The sequence below is a fragment of the Enterobacter cloacae complex sp. IR5412 genome (assembly GCF_049237385.1).
Taxonomy (GTDB): Bacteria; Pseudomonadota; Gammaproteobacteria; order Enterobacterales; family Enterobacteriaceae; genus Enterobacter; species Enterobacter intestinihominis.
Map to the genome: position 1 here is coordinate 1 of NZ_JBMKHQ010000017.1, position 2,531 is coordinate 2,531.

Here is a 2,531-nt window from a genome sequence, read left to right on the forward strand (position 1 = left end):
AGCGCGCCTAATGCCTTCACATCAAAACCGCCGTCAGTGTCGTGCATAATCTGACAGTAAGCGCTTACTGACTCTCCAAGGCTATCTATCTTTGACGTAGCTGAAGTGCTGGCGGAGCCGGTCATCATTGAGGATTTACGAACGAAGTTGCACACGACGCCTTTGGCGCCCATGGAGTTGAGGGTGTTTTTTATCTTTACGCCTTCTTCGTCGGCTTCAATAGTCGCGTAGAAACGAACGTAATTGCCGCGTACTTCGCTGTCATCAACGCCCTCTTCGAGGTTGACGAACTTTGGAGCGGAGGTTTCATGCTGGGTAAAACTGCCATCTGGCTGTACGATCATGTAGCCGGCCAAAGTTCCAACATCGCCCCAATTCTGGTGCGTTAACGCACCTACACTGACGACTCCGGGCAGGACTTCTTTGTGGTTATGGTAATGACCAGACAAAACCAGGCGGAAGCCAATGTCCTTCAGCTCCTGCGCATCGATGCCCACATCGGGCATGGTCGGAATCGCTTTATTGACTGAGGTATGAATGATGATGTCGTGGTTGTCGCCCTCAAGACGATTTCGCAACGCTTTCATATCACTCAAAAGCTCGGCGTGGGAGTTACGCCAGCTGATGAAATGAACATTCACATCACCAACTTCAATGCTGAACGGCTGCTGCCCACAAACGATATGCACCCCGATCGACTGCAGTGAGGCAGCTGCGTTAGCGCTGTAGACAGAATCGTTAGTTTCGAGGTCGTGGTTGCCGGCCAGCATGACCACTTCAAGGCCAAGCTCATTGATGATCCACTTGTAGGTTTCCGTCACGTAGTGCAGTACAGATGGCGTTATAGTGCCGCGTACATGGAACGTGTCACCTGCAACAAGCAGATGCTTTGCGCCAGCCTCTTTGATGGCAATCGCAGCTTCCTTTGTCGATTCAAGCAGAATGGCCAGGCGGGAATTAAGCCCGTTGGCGTCAGAAACCGCGAAAGTATTCCAGTTGTGGTAGTGGGGATCAGAGATCACGCCATACGGTATAGTCATGTGTTCTTCCAGCTTGTTATAAATTCAACGCAATGTTACCAACACTGAATAGGCCATCAATTCAGAGCTACAGGCTATTGGGTTGGTTCGCAGGCTAGCTATTATGCAATATTTATAAGTAGCTAACTACCTATCATCTAAAGGGACAAATATTAATTTCCTTAACTCCATAGCAAAGGGACTCTAAGATGATGTTTTACACAGCATAATAGGGATCAAAATGGCAATTGTGCTTTCAGTGACTGAACAAATTCAGATCGCATTAAAACTTGGTTATGAACGTGTGCCAGACGAGGACGCCTATACGTCGGCATACTATGTCAAAAACGGCTTAAAATGGATCTTCAACATAGTAGGCCTAAAGAAAACACTAAATGTCTCTTCAGATGATGAGCTGAGGGAACAGGATTACGATGTTGAAACTTATTACGAAGTTCGGAGAAATTATAACAAATACAAACAAATGATTGTTGGTAGCGACCTGACTTCACTCTATGAAGATCTGCGAGTCACTGATGATCCAGATGAGTGGGTTTATTTGGCTGATGGCATGTGGATGAATGGGGATGGCGATTTGATTGAGCGGTAGATAGCACAAGCCCGCTGTGCGCTTCTCTAAGAGGGCGAACGTAATTTCTGGTACGTTCGCTCATTGGAGGGGGTTAAATCGTCTTCTCGTGCTTTCTGCGAAGCGAGGCCATATCTATCACTGGTGCTTTCGCACGAGGATCTTCTAATTCAAGCTCATGATCCGTGTGATACTCAACGTCATGTTCACGGCTGATGCTCCGCAGATAAATGGCCGTCAGCTGACTATCAGGCTTCAGAAAATGCCCATAGGACTTGCGGATCACTTCAGAAACCTTTTCCACGCTTTCACCACCCATGCAAAGGTGGTTGAATCGGCTATGTTTGCGAAGCATTTCTTCGTATGGCCCCGAACAGACTCGATCCACTTTTGCGAACCTGATGCGCTCTCCGTTCGCTGCGTCTACCAGACACACGATTTTGCCTGGCTCTACACGGTTCACCCAGGTAACTCCGCTGCGGAGCGTGTTGAAGTAAGGCTCATTCAATCCGATGATCGGTTTACGAAACGCGATAAGTGGCACATACCGCAGACAAGAATTTAAGTGGAAGTCAGCCCCTGTAGCCTTGAACTTGTGCCGTGCCTCATTGATTGGGCATTTTGACGCAATCCCACAGAGGTCGCATAGTTCTTTCTGGGAGTTAAGTTTGCTATCTGGCTCAATGGTATAGGTGCCATCTTCGAGGCGGCGAACCCAGCGTGTACGTTTCAGATCCATTGGTCTACTCTTGCCGGTGGAAATATTTGCGACTGTAGCGCATAAATTTGGCGTTAGGCTGTAACTGCCTGTTTTGTTTATCCCCAATTTCCACAGTGTCGATCCAATAAATTGATCCTAAAGTGATCCCAACGGAGATCCAAAAGAGATCCCCGATCGCCGCAAACCCACGCCACCACAGGGC

4 protein-coding genes are annotated in these 2,531 nt (G+C 48.2%); 1 reads left to right on the forward strand and 3 read right to left on the reverse strand.

Annotated elements, in window-relative coordinates; translation table 11 throughout:
• On the reverse strand, positions 1 to 1,040 hold a 1,040-nt coding region (locus tag ACOTX2_RS21640), incomplete at its 3' end, for a metallophosphoesterase family protein (protein ID WP_421625980.1).
• Between the two features lie 220 nt (positions 1,041 to 1,260).
• Here ACOTX2_RS21640 and ACOTX2_RS21645 point away from each other — a divergent pair.
• Positions 1,261 to 1,629: a hypothetical protein gene (locus ACOTX2_RS21645; RefSeq protein ID WP_421625981.1), complete on the forward strand. Its 369-nt coding sequence runs from the start codon at positions 1,261 to 1,263 to the stop codon at positions 1,627 to 1,629.
• Between the two features lie 73 nt (positions 1,630 to 1,702).
• On the opposite strand, the gene ACOTX2_RS21650 is transcribed toward ACOTX2_RS21645, so the two are convergent.
• Positions 1,703 to 2,347: a hypothetical protein gene (locus tag ACOTX2_RS21650; protein ID WP_057057135.1), complete on the reverse strand. Its 645-nt coding sequence runs from the start codon at positions 2,345 to 2,347 to the stop codon at positions 1,703 to 1,705.
• A gap of 4 nt (positions 2,348 to 2,351) precedes the next feature.
• Positions 2,352 to 2,531 (reverse strand): hypothetical protein (locus tag ACOTX2_RS21655; RefSeq protein ID WP_421625982.1); only part of this gene is annotated, 180 nt, incomplete at its 5' end.

What these genes read in the sequence shown, in the direction of transcription:
- ACOTX2_RS21645 (WP_421625981.1), top strand. Translation starts at nt 1,261, where the DNA reads ATGGCAATTGTGCTTTCAGTGACTGAACAAATTCAGATCGCATTAAAA.
- ACOTX2_RS21650 (WP_057057135.1), bottom strand. Translation starts at nt 2,347, where the DNA reads ATGGATCTGAAACGTACACGCTGGGTTCGCCGCCTCGAAGATGGCACC.